Raw genomic sequence first — 25,310 nt, 5'->3', positions numbered from 1 at the left:
CCCGTGTCAGTACGAGTATCACCCACCGAGAAGATCCGTGGCGAGATCGACGCCTTGTTCGACGGCTCGCGTGAGCTGTCGGAGATCATCGAGGACGTCGCCCGCTTGGGTGCCCGGTTGATCATCCAGACCGCGGTGGAGGCCGAGGTCGAGGTGTTCTTGGGCCGGGCCCGCTACCGGCGGGCCGCCGGGTGTCCGGATGCCCGGGCGGGCAGCCGCAACGGCTATTGCGAGTCGACGATCAAGACCACGGCCGGGCCGGTCACCGGGGGCACGGCCCAAGCTGCGCGGTACCACCGAGGCGTTCGCGTCGACGCTGTTCGGTAAGTCGGTGACCAAGTCGAATGCGTTGGAGTCGCTGGTGATCGCCGGGTTCGTGCGTGGCCTGTCGGTGCGCGACGTGGAGAACACTCTGGCCGATGCGCTCGGCGCCGAGGCGGCGCTGTCGAAGTCGACGGTCTCGCGGGTCTGCCAGGCGATCGGCGACGAGTTCGCGCAGTGGTCGTCTCGGCGCCTCGACGGCCTGGAGTTGGACTACCTGTTCTTGGACGCGTCCATGTTCGAGATGCACCCCGGTGCCCGGGCCGAGCCGGTGCTGGCGGCGTGGGGCATCACCACCGAAGGGGCGCCGGTGTTCGTCGCGTTGGCCGCCGGCGGATCGGAGTCGACCGACGCCTGGGGCGACTTCCTCGACGAACTGCGGGCGCGTGGGCTTCGCCCGCCGCTGCTGGTCATCTCCGACGGTGCGGCCGGGCTGATCAACGCCGCCGAGACTGCGCTGCCGCGCTCCCTGCGCCAACGCTGTCTGATCCACCGCTGCCGCAACCTCCTTGCCAAGGTGCCCGCCGAGGCGCAGACCCAGATCCGTGACGCCTACTGGGCGATCTTCGACACCGACGACCTCATCGCCGCCGGCATGGCGCCCGGGCCGAAGCTGGTCGCCGCGGTCCAGCAGCGCATCGACGCCTTCGCCGACACCTACGCTCACGCCTACCCGGCCGCGGTCAAGTGCCTGCTGTCCGATCGGCAACAGCTGACCAGTTACCTGCGTTTCCCCGTCGAGCACCACCGCCGAATCCGGCACTCCAACTTCATCGAACGCACCTTCGGCGAAACCCGTCGCCGCGTGAAGGTGATCGGCCGATTGCCCGGCGAGACATCGTGTCTCAACCTCGTGTGGGCGGTGCTTGACCGCGCCTCCCGAGGCTGGCGCGGCATGTCGATGACACCGACCGGAACCCGGCTACTGGCCGATCTACGCCACCAGCTTCTCGACGGGCCGACCCCGATCCGCAAACCCGACATCGACACCCAGATCACCGGCGGCGAAACTGTCGGAGTCGTCGCCTAACATGACCGCCGAGGAACCGAGTCGGTCGTCATTTACACCGACGTTGGGACGCAACCAGGCGATCAAAGACGTGGTCGAGGGGTTCACGACGTCCGACCGGGGCAAGCTCATCATGGCGTGCGGGACGGGGAAAACCTTAACAGCACTGTTCATTCGGGAGAACCTCGCCGCCGAGCGCACTCTGGTCCTGGTGCCGTCGCTGTCACTGCTCAAGCAGACGATGAGGGTGTGGCAGACCAGCCTGGGCGGGCAGCCTCCCTTCAAGTCCCTGCCGGTCTGCTCCGATGCCACGGTCAGCCGCGCCGAGGAGGACGCGCCCGTCGCACGCACCAGTGACCTCGGCGTGCCCGTGACCACCGATCCCGCCGAGATCGCCGCGTTCCTCCGCAAGCGCGGTCCACTGGTCATGTTCGCCACCTACCAGTCATCGCCGCAGATCGCCAAAGCCTATGAGCAGCAGCGTGTTCCCGCGTTCGATCTTGTAGTCGCCGACGAGGCTCACCGCTGCGCTGGACCCGTATCGTCGGACTTCGCCACCATCCTCGATGGATCGAGGATCAAGGCCCGGCGACGGCTGTTTATGACCGCGACGCCGCGCTACTTCACGGGCCGGGTGCTGCGGGCCGCCAAGGAAGCCGACTTCGAATATGCGTCGATGGATGACGAAGCGAAGTTCGGAGCAAGGACGAATCCTCACAGGTCAGGAGTCAACCGAACCGGGGGCAGTCCCGTCGTATGCGATGACGCTGCGCCTGCTTGATCGGAAGCTTGATGCACTATTCCTGACTCCTCGATGACGTCATCACCCGTTTCAAGTGTTACCGCCGCGCATGCAGCGACGGGTCGGCACCGAACTATCTCGGACGACGCGCAGATTCTGGATCGCTTGCTGCCAGGCGCCGGTACGTCCAGCACACGAAATAGGCGTACACGCCGACGGGGCCACCAAGGTGGGCGAGCTTCCTGGTCGCGAGCTGGACGTCCTTCTGGCTGTGCACCTTCTTGTCGGAGCAATAAATCCCGAGTAGTCCCTTGACCACCAGGCGATGGAATCCCGGGTCGGGTAACGAGGAGACGCTAGCGTAGGCCTGACGATAGAAATGGGAGATACGGGTGACCATCTCGCGGTCATCGGGATAGAACGAGCACAAGTTCAGGTCGCTGGCTTGGCGGTCCTCTTCCCGGTCGATCAAGTAGTCCAGCAGGATGTGTAATCCCTGTACCCACGGGAAGTATGCGTCCCGAATCCTGCGCGCGAGCGAAGGTGTGCAACCCTGAGTGGCGCGCGAGACCAGACAGAAGATGCCGAGTGTCGACCCAGAGCAAGCAGCGAACTCGTACCAAGCCATCGGCGGGAGTGTGTCGCGATATTCCTCGAACCATGTCTCCAACAGCGGGACGCGCTCGTCTTCCCGCACATGCTTGTAGACCTGTAGGGAGCTGTAGTGCTCGACCAGTTCGTGAAGGTGTGGTGCGATCGCGTTATAGCCAGGCAGGACGGCAAGTACTTCCTGACACGTGGTGACGAGCGTAGCCAGGTAGCCTCCGTCATCGCGCTCCTCGCGGTACTGGTAGTAGTCGCCTGTCCTGGCTCCTGGCGTGAGGGCGTCGCGCATCGAGGTGTGCAAGCTGCGGAAGTCGTCCGGGTCAAGGGACGTGCCGCGATCGCAAAGGTTGTCGAGGTAGTCGGAGATCGTTTGGTAGGCGACGATAAACCGGACGGCCTCGCGTTCGCGCTCACCCGCGAGCAGGCTGTAGATGCCGCCGCCCTCGCAATGGAACGCTTTTGTGGCGATGCTGGCGAGTGCCTGTTCACGTAGGTCCGGGCTGGGGATCTTCCGCGCTCGATCAGTCCAGTGCCTGAGTTCCTCATGCACCTGAGGGCGCATTTGGGTGAGGACCTTCGGCGTCATCGTGAAGAGGTTGCTTGCCGGAGAGCGCACCTGCCGATTTTAGAGCGTGTCTGCCAAAGATTTTGGGTCGGGTGTTTGATCGTTGGGGGATGACTCGTACGGCAGTGATTTCTGATTCGTTGTGGAGGCTGATCGAGCCGGTGTTGCCGTCCTCGACCGGGCGGCAGGGCCGGCTTTGGAATGACCACCGGGCGACGCAGATTCGATCTCTCGGTGCGTGCCGATGTGTATGAGGTCAAGCTCGATGACGAGTACGTGATGTCGAGCCTGTTCACCGTCGCCGAACGGGAGCTGGCGCGGCTGGCACTGGCGAGGACGCCAGGACCGGGCCTGGACGTGATCGTTGGTGGGCTAGGCCTCGGCTATACCGCTCAAGAAGCGTTGGAGTGCAAGCGGATTCGGACACTGACAGTTATCGAATACTCCGATGCGGTCATCGACTGGCACGAACGCAACTTGTTACCGGATACGGCTGGCCTGGCCGTCGACAGCCGCGTCACCCTGGTGTGCGCGGACTTCTTCGCCGCTTCCACAAGCGTGGTGGGATTCGATCCGCAGCACCGTTGCCGAACCTATGACGCGATCCTGCTCGACATCGACCACTCGCCGCGCCACCTGCTCCACGATCCACACGCTGACTTCTACACCCATGACGGTCTACGAGCCGCATCCGCTCATATGGTCCCGGGTGGCACGTTCGCCATGTGGTCCGACGATGCACCGGACGAGGACTTCAGCGCGGTCCTCGAAACCGTCTTCACCAACGTGGAGGCCCAGCAGGTCTGGTTCGACAACCCACTCACCGGAGGCCGGTCAGCCAACACCATCTACCTTGCGACCCGGACATGACGTGCGGGGGCCGTTCATGGTTGGTGGGGCCCATCACCAAGGATGGTGGCCGATTACCGCCATCTATGAGTTTTGGGCACTCCTGATGCGTTCTACAGGTCGTGCAGCGGTGCTAATCCAGCAGCGCCGACAGCTTGTTGAAGGCCTGCCGGGCCAGCGTGAGATCGACGTATTGATACCCCCGAGTCATCGACACATCGGAGTGCCCGACAGTGGAGTCGATGTGGGGGTCTACACCGGCGTCGAGCAGCAGAGTGAGGGTCGTGTTGCGAGTGCGGTGCTGGTCTATCGGCGGCCCGCCGGACTGACGCACACCGGCACGCAGCAGTAGCCCCTGCCACAGTTCGTGGTCGTCCTTGTGATAAGTCGGCCTGCCGTCGGGGTGGTGCCATACCAAGTTGTGCGCGTTGGGCTGATCTGCGGTTACCATTTGGTGTTCGGCGAGCCTTCGCGCCAGCGGCTCCACGATGGGCGTCAGACGCTTACCCCAGCCACCGTCTTGGGCCGTACCCAGGCCAGCCCACGGTGGCAGATGACGTACTCGTCGCCAGGGTCAACATCGAACTCGGCTTGCGGGCAGTAGGCAGCCTTCACTCGACCGCACGGCCACGGCGGCTCCCCACCGATCTGTATTTCACCGCAGCCGTGCTTCTGCGGAAGTTGTTGGAGCTGCCATGCCATGTCGATGGTCAAGTTCGTGAGGTCCACCCTGTCCCACGTCAGGCCGAGCAACTCCGCCTTGCGGGCACCGGTCAGAAACGAAGTTGCCCACCGGGTCGCTAACACCGGGCCGATGCCCTCCGCCTCGATCTCGTCGGCTGCCGCCAAAATCCGACGGACCTCGGCGATCGTGAACGGTTCCCGCTTCTTTTTGTTGTGGGTCGGCGTCGGCACCACAGCCGCCGGGTTCCGAGTCGCACGCTGCCAGAGCACGGCGTCATTCATGGCGCGGTTAATGATGTGGTGGGCCACCTGGGCTGTCCGGGTCGACCTGACGGAGATCACCTGCTGCATCGCCAGCACGTCCTCGGGCGTCAGCTTGGTGAGCTTCTTGCTGCCGATCTGCGGCTTGATGTGGTTCCTAATGATCCGGGCATAGTCCTCGCGGGTGGACGGTTTCACTTTGGTCCTGTGCACGTTGCTCAGCCAATAGTCGAGCCACTCGCCCACGGTCGATGCCGGGCCTGTGATCACGGTGCCGCTGGCGATGTCGGCCTGGAGCGTGCGGAGCTTCTGGGCGGCTATAGCCCGATCCTTGCTGTAGACCGACTTGACCCGCCGCTTACCGTCTGGCCCCGGCGGCACGTCGACCCGACCCACCCACATTCCGTCGGTGCGCTTGTAAAGACCGCCGTCACCGGCCCCCCGCCGTTTCGCCATGCCGGAACGGTACTCTGGGCTGGTGACAAATCTGGTGACAACTACTGGTGACATACCGGCCGTACCGCCGGGTACCGCAGAGCACCGCCGAAGTTCTTGAACTGGGATTATCACTGGTCGTTCAGCCGCTAGGCATAACTCTTAATCAGCGGGTCCGGGGTTCGAAACCCTGACGGCGCACCACTCGAAAACCCTGCTCAGGCAGGGTTTTCGTCGTTATGGAGTGTTTGCCGACCATCGCATCTGTCACACCGGCCCCAGAAGGTCTCCACATTGTCTTCACACTGCGGGAACTGGCTCGCCACAGCAAGCGGCGTGCCGGACCGGGCATCCGCAGGGCCGAGCGTCCAGGGTTTGCCCGCCACGTCGCCACGTTCGTCGCCCATGGACCGTCGCCACGCCCGCCCCATTCGGTGCCTAGCGAGTCGAGGGCGCCCACCCCAATAGGGTGGGTGCCGTTTCGCTTTTCTCCATCCGTCACGAAGAGATCAACGGACTGCCGGACGATGTCATCTGACGCGCAGTCAGTCCCGCCGTTCCCACAGGCAGTTACCCGTCAGCGAAATTGAGAAGACCACGGGTAGCACCACGAACTCGAGCGGTTGGCCGCTTCGGCCGGTCGATGTCTGCGGTGGACCCACTTCGCCGGCGCTGACGACGGCCGACTGCTCCGCGCTGCACGTGGTGAGGGGATCCTGCGGCTGCGCGATCCAGTCACCCGACAGGATCTCGGGATTGCGCCGGCCCTTGCCGTGCAGCGTCAAATCCGGCCCGTAACTCAGCCATCGGTCGCTGGACGGATAGGGCCCGGTGAACGGCTGCCAGCGGTAGCTGCCCGCCGCACTGCCGCACTCGAGGAACGTCTTACTGTCGGTTGCCTGGGTGAGCGCACCGGCCAGGTTCGCCGAGCAGGGCGAATTGGGCTGTGGCGCCGCGGGATCTGCGGATGCACCGGGGGCCAAGGTCCCGGCCGCGACCACCATCGCCGTAACGGCCACCGCGATTTGCTGCGCCATCCTCGCTACACCCGGCTCAGGTCTGTACGCATCAAGGCCACGTTGTACTCGTTCCACTGCGACAGATTCCAGTAGAGGTACTGCGGATCCTCAGGAGTCCCGTCAGCCTTTAGCAGCTGGCCCGTGCCCGACCAGGGATGGATCATCGGCGCATATAGGCCCGGATATTGCGTGGACGTCGCCAACGTCGTCGGCGCGGACCAGGTGCCCTGCGGGGTGGCGGAGGTCCGCATCACGACGTTGTTGTTCTGGTCGGCGTAGAGCATCACGTACTTCTTCAGGTACGGGTTGTACTGCACCGACATCTCGCTGACGCTGGGATAGGTCGTTTTCTTGATGAGCCCGAAGAAGCTGCTCTTCGTCGTGCCCGGCAGGATCGGGGTGGCCGCCGACGGCTTGTTCGCGACCCAACTCGATCCGTTCCAGTACTGATACTTGGTCTGGTCGAGGATGTCCTTCTCGTTGACCCGCGACACGTAGACCGTGCCGCCGCGTCCCGCGGGAGTGCCGTACGAGTACACCCAGCCCGCAGCGGCGTCCGCCGATCCCGCGGGCGGCTTCACGTAGGCGCCCTGCTGGAAGTTCTGGTTGCCGGCGACGAATGGCACGGTCGACCGGCCCGCCGCCGCGGCGCGCACCGACGACTGGGGCACCACTGTCCAGTTCTGGCCGTTGTCGTCGGAATAGGCGATGGCCGAGTAGTTCGTGGTCCAACGGCCCGGCGTATCCCAGGACTTGACGGCCATGAAGTTGACGTACTGCCTCGTCGCGCCGTTCACGCCGGCCCCCGCAACCGAGATGCCGGCGGTCGGGATCATAGTCACTTCGGGCCCGATGCCGTAGCGGTAATTGCCGATGATCTCGCGTGCGAAATTCGGGTTCGTCATCGGTGAGCCGCTGTAGGCGCCCGGATCGTGCACGATCCCGTCCGGCACATATAACCCGTCGGACAACACCCGGTCTGGACTTCGGAACAGGGTGTTCATCCGCCACACACCCGTCATGCCGGGCTGGCTGAACGTATCGCCGAACGCAATCAGCACCTCGCGCTGCTCGACGATGGTGGTGGCCGGGTTGTCGCCGGTGATCCCGTTGTCCCACATCACCCCGACGTCGGTACCCGCGATACCAAAACGCGAGATGGTCCTGTTGATGCTGTTCTCGCCGGTCACCCAACCGATTCGGGTCGTCACCGGCGTCGTGACCACGGCCGCCGGTACCGCCGCGACCCTCGCCGAGGCCAGCGTGGTGGCACCCGTCGTGGCGCTCTCATCGAGGCCGGAGACCGCCTTCTCGGCCTCCCGCCGAGATCCCCACGCCAGCAGCGCCAACGCCACCGGCGATCCGGCCGGGGCGATGGGCGAGCTCGGTGCCACCGCGCCCAGACCGATAGCGGCCAGCACGCCCGACAACAGGCCCGTCACGGTCAACGGCGCAGCGGTGGCGGCGCCGGCGGCAGGTGCGGCCATTTCGACCAAACCCGTCCGCGCGGCGGACACCGGCGCCTGCGCGGCGCTGATGGTCGGAATAACGGGGTCGGCGGCACGCTTAAGCACCGTCTCGACCACTCCCTGAGCGGCGTCTTTACCAGTGGACACCTTCTCGGCCACCGCTTCGACGACACGCGCTTGAGCCGCGGGGGCCGCTGTCCGCAGCTGCGGTCGCGCCGCCGTCACGTCGAATCGACTCGACGACTTCGTCGGGACGGCACTGCTGCGCACTGACGCCGGGGGCGGAGTCGGCGCGGCGACATCGTCGGAACCTCCGGCTAAGACGGTGTCGTCGGGGTTCGCCGGTGTCTGGTTCTCGTCGGGTTCGTCGACCGGAGGTCGGGCAGCAGGCACGTTCTCGGTCGTCCTTGCGCTGTGTAGCGCACCACCGGTGCTCATCGTCACGCCCTTCTCGACGAAGCGCCGGATAGCGCGGCCGAGATTCGGGCGATCGGGTTTCGGCGATTTCGTCGAGTTCGTTGCCGTTGATTTCGACGCCGTTGACTTCGACGCGGAAAGCTGCGGCGAAGTAACGGTCCCCACCGAGGAATCGTCGGTCAAGGATTTGGTCGTCGGACCCGGCTGGGAATCCGCAGCTATCGACGGCGTACCCGACGGATCAGGGCCGGGGGTGTTGTCGGCGGACGCCACCCCATAGCCGGTGGAGACGGCGACGCCGACCCCGATGGCAACCGCCAATGCACCAACCCGGCCGACATATGCTGCTGCGCCCATCATTGCCCCTCATCGAAAGCCCTCGCGAACAAGTTACGGACTCCCCGATCAGAAACCCCGCGTTCCGAATAGGTGCGCACCATGGTTACACCATGAGTGCGTTTTCAGTCGCCTTTCGCAAAAGCGGGCACCAATGATCGCGAACCCAAATCGGCTATCGGTCGGGGCCGTTGGCGCGTTACTCGTTGAGTAATACCGGAACGAATTCCCGATCCGAGCACCAGGTCATCGAATGCACTGTTCACCTCGACCAGCGGAATTCGACCGGTGATGAGCTGGTCCAGCGGCAACCGTCCCGTCGCCACAGGTTGAGCAGCAGGGGGGAAGTCCCGGCCTTGCACCACCGAGCCCTACTGGCAGCCCACCAAGGTCATGGCGTGCATGTATAGGTCGTAGCCCCGCCCCAGTGATGCCAGCCGAGCCCTGCCGCAGCGCTGTCGGCAACTGGTTTCGCCACCAATAGCGGGGTATCCAGCGCGGGCCACACATTTCGAGCCAACGCGATGTCTCGGCGGGGTCGGCCAGTTCAGCTTTGCCTATCTCCCAGCGCACCATCCGGTCGAACTCGCCATTGTCTGTCGACGTCCATCGACTCGGACTGGACCGCGTCGAAGGCTGCACGCAACTCACCGCAGGCATGTTTGCATCGAGTAACACTCGGCGATTGCCTCGCGAAATGCCCACACGGTAGGGCGGACGATGGTGTGCTGACTGCAGAACCACCGTAGATGCCGGACTTGGCGGTTTACGTGGCAAACGGTAGCGGAGATGCCCCTCACAGCGAGCGTATGCGATTCGAGCAGCGCAAAGTCGGGTTCGACTGCTAGCATCGTGTTAGCTGGGCCGTGCGCGCACATCCCGGGCCTACCGGTGACTAGAAGAAACGAGCACTTAGCTGATGTCGACCGCGGGTGCGGCCCCCTCTGGAGCCTTGCCAATCACACGGGTTGACACGGACGTTGCTCCGCAACGAGATGCGGTCGTCTACACCTGTTCTCGGCTCGGCCGCCGGGCGAATCCGCCCGGGTTCTCGTTGAGCGGGTGGTTCCGCTTCGGTCGTAACCGCTGACGAACGGTCAGCGGTTCCTGATTCGTTGATGAAGACGACGACGAGGACTGCACCGACTCCGGCGAGCGAGAACGCTACTGCGGGCTTCGTAGCGAACTGCACGATGCCGGCCTTGGCGTCGTCGGCCAGTCTGCGCGGGTTTTCGAGCCATGGGCGTAGTGACGCTCCAACGCGTCGCTACCGCTACGGAACACCGCGATTGGGACGTTGACCGGCTCATCGGGGCAGTAGTTCGGAACGTGGGACACACCCCGATAGTCACTGACGACCATTGCGCCATAGGACAATTCGTCGCTGGGGTCGCTGGCGACTGTCACCATACGCATCGGCCAGGCCCTCGGCGTGCTTGCGAATTTCTGGCAACAACGGTAGAAGCAGCGCCAACCAGTGGCCGTTGGCCTCGGCGTAATCCCAAGCGAAATCTTCGACCTCGGCCACGACCGCCAGGCGGCGATCAGCGCAAGCATCCAATTCGTGACCATCGCGGTTGGCCATATGCAATTCGTGGTCACCACTGTACGCCCGGCCTCAGCCAATTGCGTTAATACAGCGCGCAATTCGATAAAATAGACTCAGATATGGACGGAGTTGATCCAAATAAACTGCAACACCGCGCACAAGTCGCCTCGCTTCCGGGGTCACTGGCAGCTCAAGCCACGCCGCGCGGCCAGCAGCGGGCCACGCGCACCGACTCATGGCGTCAGCCAGGTGCTCAGGGGCCACTGACGGGCCAGTACGGGGCCACTGCGATCGACCTGCTGGCGGGGGTTCGGCGTTCGAACATCAGGCGTCCAACCGACCAGCAAATACGGTCGCGTATCCACGAACGCTCCACGAGTGGGGGGCGGCTACAGCTAAATAGCGTGCTGTTTCACTGCGGCTTGGTTTGCGGCATTTATGCGGTTCTAGCTGCGAATTCTTGGCTATTCGGGGTGAGTGACAAGTCCCTGACCAGGTAGGCTAGAAACCCCGGCCCGGTTTCTCTTAATCAGCGGGTCCGGGGTTCGAAGCCCTGACGGCGCACCACGCGAAAACCCCTGCTCAGGCGGGCTTTTCGTCGTTAGGGAGTGTTTGCTGGTTGTTCCCATTGGCCCACCTGTCCCGAACATCCTCCACACGTCCTCCACGCTGCGGGAAGTGGCCACGCCACAGCAAAGCGGCGCACCCGGGGGAACTGGTTCTATAGATCTTCGTCTCCTTGGGCGTCGGCGCGGACTGCGTCAAGTTCGCAAAGCCTCGAAGATCTCCTGCCAATGCAGATGCACCATGAAGTGGCCGCCCGAACGCATGTGCAGCGATGCGCCGGGTATTCGGCGCGCAAGTTCGGCGGGCCAGTGTGGATCGAGGAATTCGTCCTGAGCTCCTCCCCAAACATCGACCGGCACGCCGAGGTCCTCGGGCGCGAAACCCCACGGCAGCATCGCCGCGAGGTAATCCTCGACGTGGCCCTCCGGGTGCCGCAGCGCTTCGGCGGACATACGCCCGAAACTGGCGAAAACCTTCGGCTCGAATGACTGCGGCGTCGGCAGCGGGAAGGTCGCGTGCGGCCAGACGGCCATAGAGGGTCGGCGCCAGGCGCGCGACGAAACCCATAGATCGAAGGCAGATGGCAGCGCTCGATTGGAGCACCCCTGACGTCCGCGCCCTCCGCCGAGACGCCAACCGGGCGTAACCATGTCCGTGAAAACGCCTTGGATAGCGACTGACGCTAACGTAAATTAACTCGCTGATTCACCGACCTCGGTGCAATTCGTGTGCTGAGATTACCCGTCGTCGATCAATTTTTGCGGATGCCTTAAACGAAACCATCGGTACCGAAAGCTCCAACCAGGGAAAACGGACACGTTTGGGCAGCGGAGCGATGGGCGGAGATGCTACGATGGTGTTAGCTGCAGCCACGCAGGCGGACAGCAGCCGTGATTTCTGAGCAAGGAACGAGGCCTTAGCTGATGTCGACCGCAGGTGCGGCCCCCTCCATCGTCTCGTCAGCCGTCGAGGTCGACGACTTCGATGCGCAGCGGGTCGTGGTGGTCTACAACTGCACCAGGCTGGGCCTGACGGCCAATCCGCCAGGATTTTCGTTCCTCGACTTCTTCCGCTTCGGCCGCCGCCGTCGCTGACCTTCTGCCCGTCAGCGGTTCCTGATCCGTCGGATCACCAGCACCACGACGATGATGCCCAGCCCGGCGAGCGACACCGCAACGGCGGGTTTCGTCACGAACTGCACGACCCGGGCCTTGACGTCGTCGGCGATCCGCGCCGGGTTGGCCCGCTCGGCGAGGGCGTCCACAGTGCTCGCGAGTTGTTCGCGCGCCACGTCGATGTCCTGCTTGATCTTGTCAGGATCCCGGTCCGCCACGTCAGCCCCTTCAATCGCGTTGCCGTCTTGGGGAATTACCCTAGAGCAGCCACGCGACGACGTCGTGCACCGGCTGACCGAAGGGACATTCACGCATGCCACCGACCCCTCGCCTCGCGGCGGGCGACAAGGCCCCCGCATTCAGCCTGTCCGACGCCGACGGCAAGACCGTCAAGCTGAGTGACTTCAAGGGGCGCAAGGTAGTCGTCTACTTCTACCCTGCGGCGTCCACGCCCGGCTGCACCAAGCAGGCCTGCGACTTCCGCGACAGCTTGGCGGAGTTGAACGACGCGGGCCTCGACGTCGTCGGGATCTCCCCCGACAAGCCGGAGAAGCTCGCGAAGTTCCGCGACGCCCAAGGACTGACGTTCCCGCTGTTGTCCGATCCGGAGCGCAAGGTGCTCGCGGAGTGGGGCGCCTTCGGCGAGAAGACGATGTACGGCAAGACGGTTCAAGGCGTCATCCGCTCGACGTTCGTCGTCGACGAGAAGGGCAAGATCGAGGTCGCGCAGTACAACGTCAAGGCCACCGGCCACGTGGCGAAGCTGCGTCGCGACCTAGCGGTGTAGCGCGCCGAGGGCGTCCAATAGCAGTGCCTCCGAGATCGCCGCACGCTCGAGGACACCGAGATCCAGGCTCTCGTTGATGCTGTGCGCCTGCGTCCCCGGGTCTTCGACGCCGGTGACGAGGATCTTCGCGTCCGGAAACGCGGCCGCGAACTCGGCGATGAACGGAATTGACCCGCCGACTCCCATGTCGATGGCATCGGTGCCCCACGCCTGCCGGAACGCGGCGCGTACGGCGTCGTAGACGGGGCCGGTCGCATCGATGGCATACGGCTGTCCGAGGTCGCCCGGCGTGACGGTGACCTGCGCACCCCATGGCGCATGCTGCTCGAGGTGACGGGTCAAGGCTTCCAGGTGCTGTCCGGCGTCACCGCCGGGCGCGACGCGCATGCTCACCTTGGCGCGTGCCCGTGGGATCAACGTGTTCGACGACTTCGCGATGGACGTCGTGTCGATGCCGATGACCGTGATCGCCGGTTTGGCCCACAGTCGCTCGACGACCGAACCCGTTCCGATCTCGGTGACACCGTCGAGCACGCCGGTTTCCTCGCGTACCTGCTCGGGCGGATAGTCCACGTCGGCGGCGGTCCCCTGGTGCACTCCGGCCACCGACACGTTGCCGTCGTCGTCGTGAAGGCTCGCCAGCAGACGGACCAGAACACTCAGCGCGTCGGGAACGACCCCACCCCACATTCCGGAATGCAGACCATGGTCGAGGGTGGCCACCTCCACCACGCAGTCGGCCAAACCGCGCAGCGACACCGTGAGTGAGGGAATCTCGGTGGTCCAGTTCATCGAGTCGGCGATGACGATCACGTCGGCGGCGAGCAGGTCCTGATGGGCGGCGAGCAATGCGCCCAGTGAAGGTGAACCCGACTCCTCCTCACCCTCCACGAACACCGTGACGCCAACCGGGAGGCTGCCGTCGAATGCCCGGATCGCAGCTAGGTGCGTGGCGATGCCTGCCTTGTCGTCCGCCGTGCCACGGCCATAGAGCCGGCCGTCGCGTTCGGTGGGTTCGAACGGCGGCGACGCCCATTGCGACACGTCGCCCTCGGGCTGTACGTCGTGGTGGGCGTACAGCAGAACCGTCGGCGCACCGGGTGGCGCCGGATGGCGGGCGATGACGGCTGGAGCACCGCCCTCGCTGACGGTGCGAATGTCGTCGAAACCAGCTTCCGACAACAGCTTCGACACCATTTCGGCACTGCGGCGGACCTCGTCGCGGCGGGCGGGGTCGGCCCATACCGACTCGATGCGGACGAGGTGCTCGAGGTCGGCGCGCACCGCTGGCAGTACCGACTTCACCCGTTCGACCAGATCGCTCACGAAATCGACGCTAGTCGCATCGTGGTCGGCACGAGCGTGCGCGTTGTCCCCAATCGCAGCGGCGTGTCGCCCGCAGACACGCACGCTCGCGGAGAAGGAGGGGTGGGAAGGAGAAAAGAAGGAGGTGGGGCTAGCCGGCGGACTCGAGAACCGCTACCGCGGCGGCGGTGTCGCCATCGTGAGTCAGCGACACGTGGATGATGATGTCCTTCAGGTGCTCGGCAATGTCACCGGACAGCCGTACCTTCGGCCTGCCCCACATGTCCGTGACCACTTCGATGTCGCGGTGGATGTCCTCGGGCAGCACCGGCCGCTTCGAGAACCGCGAGCCCGACCACGCCTTGATCACGGCCTCCTTGGCGGCCCAGCGTGCTGCCAGGTGGCGCGCCGCGGACGAACTCTTGTCCGCGGCGTCGCGGCGCTCACCCGGGGTGAACGTCTCGGCGAACACCGTCCCCGGCTGATCGACCTGCTCGGCGAAGTCCGGTATGGAGACCAGGTCGATGCCGACCCCGACGATGCTCATGCCAGGAACGCTAGCTGAGCCCGTCGGCGCCTCTTGCAAGGCCTCACGCCCCATACCAACCATCCTCGCCGAGGCGCGACTCCGGATCGAGCAGCATGTTGGCTTCCTGCCGCTTCTCGGGGGAGTCGTGGTTGAAGCGACGATCGGCCGGCTTCTCGTACATGGCGGGCCCACCCGCGATGGCCGACGCCAACCGCCGCTGACCTTGCAGCACACGGCCATTGGCACGCAGTCGGTAGTCCTCGCGCTGCTCCGGATTCAACGCAGCCAGGAACGCCTGCGGGTGCACCAGTGCGACCAGTCCGGACACGTGTCCGAAGCCGAGACTGGTGACCAGGCCTGCCTTCATCGGGAACGTCTCCCCCATCTCCAAGGCCTCGCGCACCCACACGAAGTGGGAAGCGTGGGCGAGTTCCTCGTCGACGCAGTCCAGGCTTCGGTTCGGCGGGATCACGCCGTCGCGCAGCATCTGGCACATGCCCATCATCTGGAACGCCGCCGCGCCGCCCTTCGAGTGACCGGTCAGGCTCTTCTGGCTGACGATGAACAACGGGTTGCCCGGCGACCGACCCATGGCGGACGCGAGCCGTTCGTGCAGCTCGGTCTCGTTGGGATCGTTGGCCAGCGTCGACGTGTCGTGCTTGGAGACCAAGGCGATGTCGTCGGGGCCGACGCCCAGCTTGGCAAGTGACTTGGCCAGCTGCGACTGCTTGCCGCCGCGGCCCGCGGCTAGCGCGCCAAGGCCGGGCGCTGGGATCGACGTGTGCACGCCGTCGCCGAACGAGGAAACGTAGCCCACCACTGCCAGTACCGGCAGACCCATGTTCAGGGCCAAATCACCGCGGGCTAGCAGGATGGTTCCGCCACCCTGTCCTTCGACGAACCCGAGTCGGCGCCGGTCGTTGGCGCGCGAGAACTTCGCGTCGCTGATGCCCTTGGCACGCATCGCCTCAGTATCCGCGGTCGCCGACATGTCGCCGAACCCGATTATGGCTTCCAGCGTCAAGTCGTCGTAGCCCCCCGCGACCACGAACTCGGCCTTGCCAAGTCGGATCTTGTCGACGCCTTCCTCGACCGACACTGCCGTAGTGGCACACGCTCCCACCGGGTGAATCATCGCGCCGTAGCTACCGATGTAGGACTGCACGACGTGACCGGCCATGACGTTTGGGAGGACCTCCTGCAGGATGTCGTTCGGCTTGTTCTGGCCGAGCAGGTTGCCGTGATACATCTTCTGCATCGATGTCATGCCCCCCATGCCGGTGCCCTGCGTACTGGCTACCAGGCTTGGGTGAACCCACCGCATCAGCTCGGTGGGAGTGAAGCCGGACGACAGGAACGCGTCGACGGTCGTGACGAGATTCCACAGCGCCAGACGGTCGACCGAGTTCATCATGTCTTGGGACACGCCGTAGACGGTCGGGTCGAATCCGGTGGGAATCTGCGCCCCGACCGTTCTCGTCAGATCCACCTTGCGCGGCACGCGGATCTCGGTGCCCGCCTTGCGGGTCACCTGCCAGTCGCCACTGTCGGCGACCGGCGCGATCAGCGTGTGCTCGGGGTCGGACTGCGCGAAGCCGCGAGCGTCCGCCTCGGATGACACGACGAACGAGAAGTCCTTGTCGAGGAAGACCGAAAACAGCAGCGGCGCAGTGTGATCCGCGGAGATCGCACCATCGTCGACGAACTCGCGGATGCCGACCCGTTCGATGACGGCGTCGTGGTAGCGCTCGACCAGCTCGCCCTCGTCGACCAGATCGCCCGACGCGGTGTCGTACCAACCCGGCTTGGGATCGTCCTCCCACTTGACCAGGCCGGTGGTCCAGGCGAGCTCGAGCACGCCTGCCGCCGACAGCTCACCGGAGACCTCGACCTCGAAGCGGGTCCGCGACGAACCGTACGGTCCCAGCTCCGCGCCGCCGACGATGACCACCATGTCGGCGGGGTCGACGTCGAGGTCGTCCCACTCCGGCGGCGGTGCCGCCGAGTAACCACGCGGGGGCGACGGCAGTGCCTTGATCGTGCTCGCGTCGACGTCCTCGTCGGACGCGGTCGCTGCACTCTCGGCGGCCATGTCCTCGCGGGCCTTGGCGGCCAGTTCGCCCATGTCGATGTCGATCTCGCCCAGCCCACCGGTCAGGTCGGCATGGATCGGCTCGCGTGCCGCAGCCACCTTGGATTCGATGTCGCACAGGTCGAGCAGCATCGACGCCATCTGCTCGGTCGAGTACGTGGTCACGCCGGCCTCTTCGACCGCGCCGACGATGGCGTCGTTGTGACCCATCAGCCCGGTGCCCTTGGTCCAGCCGATCAGCGCGTGCGCCAACGACACTCGCTGCGACCACGAGGTCTCGGCCTTCCACCGCGTCACCAGTGCGTCCAATGCGGACTTGGCTTCGCCGTAGGCGCCGTCGCCACCGAACATGCCGCGGTTCGGCGAACCGGGCAGCACGACGTGCAGACGCGACACGATGTCACGCTCGGAGCCGATGTGCGAAAGGCCACCGATGAGCCGCTGCACGGCCCACAGCAGAACCTTCATCTCCATCTCGGAACGCGAACCGGCCTCGGAGAGGTCGCCCGCGACACGCGGCGCCGCGAACGGGAACAGGAGCGTAGGGGTCAGGGCGTCCTTGAGGTGGATCGACTGCGGTCCAAGGCTTTCCGACTGCTCACTGCCGACCCAGCCGACCAGGGCGTCGATGTCGGTGTACGAGGCCATGTTGGCCGGGGTCACCCACAACGTGGCGCCGAAGCGGGCGTTGTCGCGGTACAGCTCCTTGTAGAAGGACAACCTGTCGTCATCCAGCTTCGACGTGGTCGCGATGACCGAGGCTCCGCCGTCGAGCAGCTGCGCGATCACCGACGCGGCGATGGAGCCCTTCGAGGCACCCGTCACCACGGCGATCTCGTCGCTGTAGCGACCGGTGCCGGGATTCTCCGCACCGGCGGCGGCGCGTCCGTAGAGCGACGCGTGCACGTTGCGCCCGGCGGCCAGGGCCTTGCCCTGCCACCAGTTCGCCTGGCTGGCGACGACGTGGCCCGCGGCCTCGAAGCGCTCGGAGAGCCGCGACCAGTCCGCGTCGATCTCGTCCTCGTCCTTCAACCAGAGCCGGGCCAGATCTTCACGGGCGCTGGCCCAACGGTCGTCGAACAGCACCGCCTTGCGGCCGTCGAACGTGGGCGCGACCAAACGCGGCCAGTCAGAACCGAGTTCGGCGGTGACGAGGTCGACGAGGTCTGCGTCGTTGACCGTCTCGCCGACGTTCACGGGAGCGTCCACGCCCAGCTGGCCGAGGATCATCCGGGCCGCCGAGGCGAGCACGCCGTCGCGACCGGTCACCTTGTCGGCGAACTCGACCAGCGCCGCGGAGTCCACGACGCCTCCCCCTGCGCCTCCCGCCGAGGGCAGGGACACGGCGATGCCGCGGCGGGCGGCGACGGCGGTGACGGCCGCGTCGACGACCTTGTCGACCGTGGCCGCGTCGGGCAGTGCACCCTCGTGCAGGTGACCGAGGTTGCCGCCGCGGACGCTGGTGCCCTCACGGGTGCCGAGCACGAGTTCCATCGTGACGTGCTTGACCCAGCCGTCGCCGAGTTCCCAATCCTTCTTGACGCGTTCGGCGATCGCGGCGGGCCGCTTGCCTGACGGCCCGAGCACGGTCCGCAGCTGATCGTTGACCGCATCGGAAAGCACTGGGCCATAGGGCTTGTAGGTACGGGCCAGCTTGGTGACCTGAGCCTTCAGCCCGGCCAGGTCGGCTTCGGCGGCGCCGTCGATGGCCCCGAGGTTCAGCTCGGAACCGAGGTCGACCAGCAGCTGGTTACGTCGCGAGGACGCTCCGTCGGTGATCGACTCGATCGAGTCCAACGGCTCGATCTGGTCGACGTGCATCTTGGCCGACAGTGCGATGAGCGACAGCGTGGCGTCGTCGGCGCCGAACGCGATGTCGTCGGGACGCGGTCCACCCGAGGGAGCGGCAGGCGCTGCCGCGGGGGCGGGTGCGGCTGCCGCCGCGGCGGGAACCGACTCGGCGGCAGGAGCAGGCGCGGTGTCCTCCTCCATGTCCGGCTCCGGGTCGGTGTCGGTGGCGAACAGCACCGCGGCGTCACGCTCGGTGTTGAGCACCTCGGTGGTGTTGTGCGAGTACTCCGGCAGCTTCAGCGTGTTGGTGGCCAGGCCGGCGACGGTCGGTGCCGACTTGACGCCGATCTCGACGAACCGCTCGATGCCGAGTCCGCCCGCGGCCTCCTCGATGAAGAGCAGGTCCTGGGTCTCGATCCAGCGCACTGGGCTGGCGAACTGCCAGGCCAGCAGTTCGATCACGATCTTGCGGCACATCTCGCGGGGGCGCTGGTTGAGCCACGTGTCGTAGTCGGCGAGGATCTCGTCGAGCGGCTCGGCGGGCACCAGGTCGCGGATCTCCTGGATGAAGTCGCGGTCCAGGGTGAACGGCCGCGGCACCAGGTTCGGGATGTACTTGCCGACGAGCAGCGCGGGATCCGCGTCGATGGGCATGACCCGCTCCAACGAGCGACGGAAGTCGGCGACGCCGACCCGCAGCACCTCGGAGTGGAACGGCACGTCGATGCCTGGCACCAGGATGAAGGATCGCTTGCCGCCGGAGATCTCGCGACGCTTCTCGACCTCCTCCTCCAGGACCTCGAGACCGCGCACCGTGCCCGCGATCGCGTACTGCGATCCACGCAGGTTGTAGTTCACGATCTGCAGGAATTCGCCCGTGCGCTCGGCGATTCCCGCAACCCAGTCGGTGACGTCGTCATCGTCCAGGTCGATCTGCGACGGGCGGATCGCGGCGAGTCGGTAGTTGGACCGGCCGTTCTCGTCGCGCGGCACGATGTCGTGCATCTTGCTGCCACGGTGGAAGACCACCTCGAGCAGCGCCTCCAGCGGGTACACGCCGGAAACGCAGGCCAGCGCGGTGTACTCGCCGACGGAGTGACCGCAGGCGATCGCGCCCTCGACGAACGCACCCTGCTCACGCATCTCCGCCACCTGCGCGGCAGCCACGGTGGCCATCGCGACCTGGGTGAATTGCGTGAGGTAGAGGACGCCCTCGGGATGGTGGTAGTGCACGCCGCTGGCGATCAGGCTGGTCGGGTTGTCGCGCACCACGTGCAGCACCGAGAAGCCCAGGGTGTCGCGGGTGAACTTGTCGGCGGTGTCCCACACCTTGCGGGCGGCCTTCGAGCGGGCCCGTACCTCCATGCCCATGCCCTTGGACTGAATGCCCTGGCCGGGGAAGGCGTAGACCGTCTTGGGCGCCGCGAGCTGAGCAGTCGCCGACATCACCAGGTCGGTGCCGACCTTCGCGGTGACCTCGATGATCTCCGCGCCGCGGTCGATGCCGACGCGATCGACCCGGAAGTCGATCTCGTCGCCGGGCATCACCATGCCGAGGAAGCGCGACGTCCAGCCGACCAGACGTGCGGGCGGCGTGGCCCGGCCGTCGGTCGCGGTCACGACGTGCTGCGCAGCGGCCGACAGCCACATGCCGTGCACGATGGGCGATTTCAGCCCGGCGAGCAGCGCGGCGGCACGGTCGGTGTGGATCGGGTTGTGGTCACCGGAGACGACGGCGAACGCACTCATGTCGGTCGGCGCGGTGACGGTGACGTCGCGGCGGCGGCGACGGGGGGTGTCGGTCGCGTTGTCGGTGATCGCCCCGCCGGCCTGAGCCGGATCGGTCAGCGCGATGGCGCCCGTGCGGCCGCGGATGGCGAACCGCTCCTCGAGCTTCGCCAGTTCCGTTCCGTCGGCATCGCTAATCGTCACGGACACGGGGACGACGCGGCCGACCTCGGTGTCCACCGCGGCCGAAGCCGTTGCCGTGACGGTCAATTCGGACTTCGCCGTCGGCATCGGCGCCAGCAGGTGCGCCGCATGGTCGAGGTGCACCAGGCTGAGCAGACCCTCGACGACCGGGAAACCGGACTCGGTGACCGCGGCTCCGATGACCGAGAACACTGCCGGCCAGCAGCTACCGACGAGCGCGTCGGGCACCAGCGTCAGGCCGGGCGCCAGCGGTGCGCCGAACGTGGCGGTGACGCCGGTGTGGTCGGCGACCTCCTCCGGATCCCAGGACACGGTGACCGTCGTGCTGTCGTCGACGACTGTCGGCAGGGTCTCGGCACCGTCGACGCCCGCGGCGATCGCCAGCACGGCTCGCATGGCGGCGGACGCGTCCTCGGTGGTGACGACCGGCATGCCGCCGTCGACCGTGGTGGAGGGCAGCGTGAAGCGGATGGTGATCCAGATGTCGGACAGCGGCACGCTCAGCACCACGTGCTCGCCGCTGCGCTCGAGGCGCGATCCCGTGGACGGGTGTGTCGCCACCGCAGATTCCCCGGTCGCTTCGCTCCTGCCCGCCGAACGGCTTTCGTGTACCTGCCACTCCCGCGGCTCACCGATGCGGTGCACGGGGTTGATCGCGGCCCGGCCTGCCCACAACACGTCGGGCGAGTCGAGCACGACGGCCAGTGGACCAGTCACGTCGGCCCGGGCCTGGCGGCGCGACACCACGGAGGCCGGCTGCGCACCGGAGGCGAGCACCTCGTCGACGGAGGCCTTCTCGAACCGGTCGAGCAACTCGCCGACGGGCTCGTCGACGCGGGTGATCCCCACGACCGCTTCGGTGCCCGGGATGACACATACCTGATCGGCCGAGTACCGCGCGTCGTGGGCCTGCCACAGCGAGTCGCTGCGCCACCAGCGCCGCACGTCCTTGTCGATGACCGGCACGAAGTTGACCGGCTTGCCGAGCGTCTTGCAGAGGGTGGTGAAGAACGGCACGTCGGCCGGATGCAGCTTTACGTCTTCGGCGTCGGGGTACCGCGACAGCAGTGCCGCCAGGGCGCGCTCCGGATTCTCCAGCAGCGCTTCACCTTCGGTGTCGACGGTGTACAGAGTCTCGATCGGGCCGGAGTCCTGCGGGTGCAGGCGGGCCTCGGCACGCTTGAGCATCTCCTCGAAACGGTCACGCCAGCTGACGTCGAGCCACGGCGAATCGGGACGCTTGGTGTCAGCGGTGCTGTCACCGTCACCGATCGCGAGCTCGACGTAACGCCGCAGCCACTGCAGGTATGTCATGTCCGCGACGTCGCCGAAGTACGGCTTGGCGGTATCGGCCATCGCGGCGATGATCTCGTCGCGTCGTTCGGCGACGGCGTCGACGTCACCTGCCACGTCGTCGAGCAGTCGACCACAGCGGGATGCCGCGTTGTCGATCTCGTGAATGTCGGCACCGAGCTGGCTGCGCCCGGATGCCATGCCGCCCTGCGCCTTTCCGGCGCCGACCCACTGTTCGGTGCCGGTGGTGTCGACCAGCAGTTGCTTGACCGCGGGCGAGGTGGTGGCCTCCAGCGTTGCCATTGCCGCAGTGCCGACCAGGATGCCGTCGACCGGCATGATCGGGAATCCGTAGGCCTGCGACCACTGCCCGGACAGGTACTGCGCGGCACGCTCGGGGGTTCCGATGCCGCCACCGACGCACAGCGTGATGTTGGACAGCTTGCGCAGGTCGCCGTAGGTCGACACGAGCAGGTCGTCGAGGTCCTCCCACGAGTGGTGCCCACCCGCGCGGCCGCCTTCGATGTGGACGATGACGTCCCTGTTCGGCACCTCGGCCGCGATCTTGATGACCGACTTGATCTGCTCGACGGTGCCCGGCTTGAAGCACACGAGGGTGATGCCGATCTCGTAGAGCTCCTCGATCAGCGCGACGGCTTCCTCCAACTCGGGGATGCCGGCGCTGACCACCACGCCGTCGATGGGGGCACCGGACTGACGGGCCTTCTGCACCAGGCGCTTTCCGCCCAACTGCAACTTCCACAGGTAGGGATCGAGGAACAGGGCGTTGAACTGCACCGCACGGCCCGGCTCCAGCAGCTGGGTCAGCTCGGCGATCCGGTTGTCGAAGATCGGCTCGGTGACCTGACCGCCGCCGGCCAGCTCGGCCCAGTGGCCCGCGTTGGCCGCGGCAGCGACGATCTTGGCGTCGACGGTCGTCGGGGTCATGCCGGCGAGCAGGATCGGCGAGCGTCCGGTGAGCCTTGTGAACTTGGTGGAGAGCTTGACCGATCCGTCCGGCAGCGTGATGACCGACGGCGCGTAGCTCGACCACGCGGGCGCGACCTCGGGGGCCGCACCAACGGTGAACAGGTTGCGCTGTCCGGCCCTGGTGGCCGCGGGGACGATGCCGACTCCGAGACCCCGGATGACGGGGGCGGTGACGCGGGTGATGGTGTCGCTGGGGCCGAGGTCGACGATCCAGCGTGCCCTGGACTCGTGCAGCCTCTCGATCTCCTCCACCCAGTCGAAGGCTTCGATGTAGATCGTCCTGGCGAAGCGGTGGAGAAGCTCGGAGTCGATGCTCAGCTTGGCGCCCCACCCGTCGACGACGTCGATCGCGTCGGCCAGCCGCGGGGTGTGGAAGCCGACCTCGACCTGGATGCCGTGGAACACGGGGCTGAAGACCGCACCGCCGCGGAGCTTGTTCTTGCGCTCCGCCTCTTCCTTCTCGGTGATCTTGCCGCAGTACAACTCGAATCGCGACAGCTGCTCGGGTGTGCCGGTGATGACCACCGAGCGCCTGCCGTTGCGGATGGACAGCACGGGCGGCAGCACGGTGCGGACGTCCTGGGAGAACTCCTCGAGAAGCTCCGCGATGCGCTCGGGATCGACGTTGGTGACCGACACCATCGGCGACTTGTCACCCCGGCCGACCATGCCGCGCCGCCGCGAGACAAGCGAACCGGCCGCACCGATCAGCTGAATCATCGCGAGCAGTTCCGCGTCGCGCGTGCCCTTGGCCTTGAGTGCCTCGCAGGCGATGATGCCCTGGGAGTGGCCCGCCATGGCGACGGGCGGTGTGTTGAAGAGGTCGAGACCCTGGCGTGTCGAGGCGCGGATCGCGGCCAGCTGGGTCAGCAGGATGCCAGGACCGGAGATCGCGGCGGTGGTCAACTGCTTGGACGTCGGCAGCGGCTCGTCGGCGGCCAGTGCACGCACCCACTGCATCGGCTCGAAGCCGATCGGCCGGACCACGACCAACTCGCGGGCGACGGGCTGCAGCAGCAGCGCAGCCTCGCCGATGACCTCGCTCAGTTCGGACTCGATGCCCGCGGAGCTGATCAGCTCCTCGAGGTTCTCCAGCCAGTTGCCGCCCTGCCCGCCGAACGCGACGGCGTAGGGCTCACCCGCGTTCAGCAGGTCGACGAGCGCGTGAGCGCCCGTCTGCACCGAGGAGCCGTCGGCCGGACCACCCTTGCGGCCGGTGGTCACTCTGTCGTGTTCGTTGATCGTCACGTCTTGCCATCTCCTCGTTGCGCTCTCGCGCGTATCGCTTCTCACGTCTGCACGGCTCGTCTACTGCGTGCGTCTACTGCGTCCTCGGCGGTGAGGCCCCGCGCCCCTACGGGTGTCCGCGGTTCTCGAGTCGGGTGTCGGATCCCGACGGGCTCAGGTCACTTCTGGGACGGCCCGGGCGTGCAGGCCGACCCAATAAGAGTGTCATAAGAACCTGCCCTATTTTCGCCCCCCAAATGGTTACTGGCGAGTTCTACGCACGGGTAACCCCACATTGGATAACGCGGACTTCGCGGCGCCTTCCAGAGTTCCCGTACAAACGTCCTGCTTGCAGGTGGTTACGGTCGAGTAGCAATAACAGCGCAGTTCAAGGCAGTATTGTTATCGAATCGTTATGTTCGATGATCGTGCGCCTCGCCCGACGCTCGCAATCTCGAAAAAGTCGACACACACGACGGGAATGTCTACTCAGGACGCGTCCGAGTGGGAAATTATTTGCTGGCTAAACTTACTGATCGGTAATGTTAGTCCCATTGCCCGAAGCGCGGCTTCAGCACGTGGTTGAGGTCGACGCCGACACCACCCACGCTTCGCTTGTCGATCTCGACCTGGTGCAAGTGCGCTGCGGGATGGGTGAATCCCTTGGGCGACCCCCAGTTGTGCTGCCAGAAGTAGGCGCCGAGACCATCCTGCAAGGCCCAGTCGATCGTCTTGGAGTTCGCGTACACGCCGACTCGCTGGTGGCCCAGCACCGCTTCCCACCCGCGCAGATAGGGCGCCACCTGCTGTTTGTACTGCTCGAGTGACGGGTCGTCGTCGATCGACGCGTAGATCGGGGCGCCGTATGAGCCACCCGCCGCAACGTGCAGTTGCCAGCCGCGCTTCGCGTGTTGCACGCCCGCGTTCTGGCCTCCCAGCCAGTCGGCGTTGTCCTGCTTGCCGAACTGGTAGCACGACACGATCTTCAGGCCGTTCTGGTAGAGGTCGCGCGCCTCGGGTAGCTGTATCGGCTTTCCGAGCATCCACGCGCCACCGGGACGGCGGTCCGAGACATAGCGAATGGCACCCGACGCACCGGCCGCGCGGATGGCCGAGGCCGGAATCACTCCGGCCGCATAGTCGAGGAGCACGCCCAGCGGGGCGGCCGAGGCCGTGGCGGGAGCAAGGGCCGCCGACACCGCACCTGCCAGGGCGCCTCCGAGTCCGACGACCGCCGGCGCGGCGGCAGCGTACTTGAGCACGTCTCGTCGGGAAATCGCCACACCTCAGGATATGACAACTGCCTCAATTTTCTCATCAACGCCACTGATCACATCTGTATCAAGATTGGGCCAGCACTGAATACCTGCTCGGTGGGAACGAAAACCGTCGGTCAAACATCCGAATCGCACGGAATCCA

At 65.9% G+C, this 25,310-nt stretch carries 16 protein-coding genes and 1 pseudogene; 5 read left to right on the top strand and 12 right to left on the bottom strand.

Annotated elements, in window-relative coordinates:
- The first annotated feature begins 3 nt into the window (after positions 1–3).
- Positions 4–1,351, top strand: a pseudogene (locus VET27_RS10910) (IS256 family transposase).
- A 1-nt stretch (position 1,352) separates the two neighbouring features.
- Positions 1,353–2,111 carry a DEAD/DEAH box helicase family protein gene (locus VET27_RS10905; RefSeq protein ID WP_526517879.1) on the top strand — a complete coding sequence of 253 codons (759 nt, stop codon included), beginning with the start codon at positions 1,353–1,355 and terminating at the stop codon, positions 2,109–2,111.
- 94 nt (positions 2,112–2,205) lie between these two features.
- Here the strand turns inward: VET27_RS10905 and VET27_RS10900 are convergent, their stop codons facing one another.
- Entirely contained in the window at positions 2,206–3,264 is a 1,059-nt protein-coding gene (locus VET27_RS10900) for a DUF2600 family protein (protein ID WP_526517877.1), read from the bottom strand.
- A gap of 213 nt (positions 3,265–3,477) precedes the next feature.
- Here VET27_RS10900 and VET27_RS10895 point away from each other — a divergent pair, with 213 nt between their 5' ends.
- Entirely contained in the window at positions 3,478–4,113 is a 636-nt protein-coding gene (locus VET27_RS10895) for a polyamine aminopropyltransferase (RefSeq protein ID WP_526517875.1), read from the top strand.
- A gap of 112 nt (positions 4,114–4,225) precedes the next feature.
- Here the strand turns inward: VET27_RS10895 and VET27_RS10890 are convergent, their stop codons facing one another.
- The 6 genes from VET27_RS10890 to VET27_RS10865 all read right to left on the bottom strand — a co-directional run bounded on the left by VET27_RS10890 (position 4,226) and on the right by VET27_RS10865 (position 11,281).
- Positions 4,226–4,543, bottom strand: coding sequence for a tyrosine-type recombinase/integrase (locus VET27_RS10890; RefSeq protein ID WP_526517873.1), 318 nt, complete (start codon positions 4,541–4,543; stop codon positions 4,226–4,228).
- A 44-nt stretch (positions 4,544–4,587) separates the two neighbouring features.
- A complete protein-coding gene (locus VET27_RS10885) occupies positions 4,588–5,493 on the bottom strand; it encodes a tyrosine-type recombinase/integrase (protein WP_526517871.1) in 906 nt (301 codons plus the stop codon).
- A 524-nt stretch (positions 5,494–6,017) separates the two neighbouring features.
- On the bottom strand, positions 6,018–6,509 hold the full coding sequence (locus VET27_RS10880; RefSeq protein WP_526517869.1) for a hypothetical protein: 492 nt from the start codon (positions 6,507–6,509) through the stop codon (positions 6,018–6,020).
- A 5-nt stretch (positions 6,510–6,514) separates the two neighbouring features.
- Positions 6,515–8,734 (bottom strand): DUF4185 domain-containing protein, encoded by a 2,220-nt coding sequence (locus VET27_RS10875; protein WP_526517867.1) that lies wholly within the window; start codon positions 8,732–8,734, stop codon positions 6,515–6,517.
- Positions 8,735–10,061: 1,327 nt separating this feature from the next.
- Positions 10,062–10,298 carry a hypothetical protein gene (locus tag VET27_RS10870; RefSeq protein ID WP_526517865.1) on the bottom strand — a complete coding sequence of 79 codons (237 nt, stop codon included), beginning with the start codon at positions 10,296–10,298 and terminating at the stop codon, positions 10,062–10,064.
- A 725-nt stretch (positions 10,299–11,023) separates the two neighbouring features.
- Positions 11,024–11,281 (bottom strand): alpha/beta fold hydrolase, encoded by a 258-nt coding sequence (locus tag VET27_RS10865; RefSeq protein ID WP_526517863.1) that lies wholly within the window; start codon positions 11,279–11,281, stop codon positions 11,024–11,026.
- Between the two features lie 471 nt (positions 11,282–11,752).
- Between VET27_RS10865 and VET27_RS10860 the strand changes: the two genes are divergently transcribed.
- Positions 11,753–11,923, top strand: coding sequence for a hypothetical protein (locus VET27_RS10860; RefSeq protein ID WP_526517861.1), 171 nt, complete (start codon positions 11,753–11,755; stop codon positions 11,921–11,923).
- Between the two features lie 11 nt (positions 11,924–11,934).
- On the opposite strand, the gene VET27_RS10855 is transcribed toward VET27_RS10860, so the two are convergent.
- A complete protein-coding gene (locus tag VET27_RS10855; protein ID WP_526517859.1) occupies positions 11,935–12,162 on the bottom strand; it encodes a DUF3618 domain-containing protein in 228 nt (75 codons plus the stop codon).
- A 95-nt stretch (positions 12,163–12,257) separates the two neighbouring features.
- Between VET27_RS10855 and bcp the strand changes: the two genes are divergently transcribed.
- Complete coding sequence (bcp, locus tag VET27_RS10850) at positions 12,258–12,731, top strand: thioredoxin-dependent thiol peroxidase (RefSeq protein ID WP_526517857.1); 474 nt, start codon at positions 12,258–12,260, stop codon at positions 12,729–12,731.
- Here bcp and VET27_RS10845 read toward each other — a convergent pair.
- From VET27_RS10845 to VET27_RS10830, 4 genes are all read right to left on the bottom strand, one after another.
- A complete protein-coding gene (locus VET27_RS10845) occupies positions 12,720–14,111 on the bottom strand; it encodes a dipeptidase (protein ID WP_526517887.1) in 1,392 nt (463 codons plus the stop codon). The two genes, bcp and VET27_RS10845, sit on opposite strands and share 12 nt — an antisense overlap.
- Positions 14,112–14,187: 76 nt before the next feature.
- Positions 14,188–14,583 carry a holo-ACP synthase AcpS gene (acpS, locus tag VET27_RS10840; protein WP_526517855.1) on the bottom strand — a complete coding sequence of 132 codons (396 nt, stop codon included), beginning with the start codon at positions 14,581–14,583 and terminating at the stop codon, positions 14,188–14,190.
- Positions 14,584–14,626: 43 nt separating this feature from the next.
- On the bottom strand, positions 14,627–23,911 hold the full coding sequence (locus VET27_RS10835) for a fatty acid synthase subunit beta domain-containing protein (RefSeq protein ID WP_526517853.1): 9,285 nt from the start codon (positions 23,909–23,911) through the stop codon (positions 14,627–14,629).
- Positions 23,912–24,435: 524 nt separating this feature from the next.
- Positions 24,436–25,173 carry a glycoside hydrolase domain-containing protein gene (locus VET27_RS10830; protein ID WP_526517851.1) on the bottom strand — a complete coding sequence of 246 codons (738 nt, stop codon included), beginning with the start codon at positions 25,171–25,173 and terminating at the stop codon, positions 24,436–24,438.
- Positions 25,174–25,310 lie beyond the last annotated feature (137 nt).

Origin of the sequence: Mycobacterium sp., from assembly GCF_035633495.1 — a bacterium.
Lineage (GTDB): Bacteria > Actinomycetota > Actinomycetes > Mycobacteriales > Mycobacteriaceae > Mycobacterium.
The sequence above is the reverse complement of the archived record's forward strand: the minus strand, read 5'-3'. Positions and strand labels throughout refer to the sequence as shown.

What these genes read in the sequence shown, in the direction of transcription:
- VET27_RS10900 (WP_526517877.1), bottom strand. Translation starts at nt 3,264, where the DNA reads ATGACGCCGAAGGTCCTCACCCAAATGCGCCCTCAGGTGCATGAGGAA.
- VET27_RS10890 (WP_526517873.1), bottom strand. Translation starts at nt 4,543, where the DNA reads ATGGTAACCGCAGATCAGCCCAACGCGCACAACTTGGTATGGCACCAC.
- VET27_RS10860 (WP_526517861.1), top strand. Translation starts at nt 11,753, where the DNA reads ATGTCGACCGCAGGTGCGGCCCCCTCCATCGTCTCGTCAGCCGTCGAG.
- VET27_RS10885 (WP_526517871.1), bottom strand. Translation starts at nt 5,493, where the DNA reads ATGGCGAAACGGCGGGGGGCCGGTGACGGCGGTCTTTACAAGCGCACC.
- bcp (WP_526517857.1), top strand. Translation starts at nt 12,258, where the DNA reads ATGCCACCGACCCCTCGCCTCGCGGCGGGCGACAAGGCCCCCGCATTC.
- acpS (WP_526517855.1), bottom strand. Translation starts at nt 14,583, where the DNA reads ATGAGCATCGTCGGGGTCGGCATCGACCTGGTCTCCATACCGGACTTC.
- VET27_RS10880 (WP_526517869.1), bottom strand. Translation starts at nt 6,509, where the DNA reads ATGGCGCAGCAAATCGCGGTGGCCGTTACGGCGATGGTGGTCGCGGCC.
- VET27_RS10905 (WP_526517879.1), top strand. Translation starts at nt 1,353, where the DNA reads ATGACCGCCGAGGAACCGAGTCGGTCGTCATTTACACCGACGTTGGGA.
- VET27_RS10870 (WP_526517865.1), bottom strand. Translation starts at nt 10,298, where the DNA reads ATGGCCAACCGCGATGGTCACGAATTGGATGCTTGCGCTGATCGCCGC.
- VET27_RS10875 (WP_526517867.1), bottom strand. Translation starts at nt 8,734, where the DNA reads ATGGGCGCAGCAGCATATGTCGGCCGGGTTGGTGCATTGGCGGTTGCC.
- VET27_RS10865 (WP_526517863.1), bottom strand. Translation starts at nt 11,281, where the DNA reads ATGTCCGCCGAAGCGCTGCGGCACCCGGAGGGCCACGTCGAGGATTAC.